Below are 449 nucleotides of genomic sequence, written 5' to 3'. Positions count from 1 at the left end.
CGCCTTAGGGGACGAGTGGAATCTCCTACAAAACGGGCACTCGAAGTCCGAATACTCGATCAACGAGATCTCAGCCGCCAGATTTCCGCGGATGTGGTCTCGGGCGGGCGAGACTTTCCGGATGGCTTTCGCGCGATCCCGCGCTTGAGCCTGCTGCTGTGCCAGTCGTTGCTGTTGGGCTTCCGCCTTGCGGTTGATAAGACGCGCGAGCGCCCGCTCCACGGCACGATCCAATACGCCCTCGCTCTCGAGCTTACGGACGATGGCGTCCACGAGCGCCGGGTCGGGTTCGGCAGCGTGCGCCGAGATCGCGACACCAGCGGCGAGCAGCACCACGAGAAAAAATTTTTTCATGGGTTTTGCTCCTTTGAGCCCATTTATGGGCGATTGTCACGCGGCGTGCCCGCGTCTGCCGGTGGCTGATGCGATTCGGGTTCGAAGGTCCGAGC

The 449-nt window shown here is 61.9% G+C and carries 1 protein-coding gene; it reads right to left on the bottom strand.

Features of this window, described 5'->3' with window-relative positions:
- Positions 1-354: thioredoxin domain-containing protein (locus tag ACTFO6_RS17705; protein ID WP_439935736.1), on the bottom strand; the 354-nt coding region annotated here is incomplete at its 3' end.
- Positions 355-449 lie beyond the last annotated feature (95 nt).

The sequence above is a fragment of the Pelomicrobium sp. G1 genome, assembly GCF_051905455.1.
Taxonomy (GTDB): domain Bacteria; phylum Pseudomonadota; class Gammaproteobacteria; order Burkholderiales; family UBA6910; genus Pelomicrobium.
Note: the sequence above shows the minus strand (reverse complement) of the source record. Positions and strands in the feature narration are given on the sequence as shown.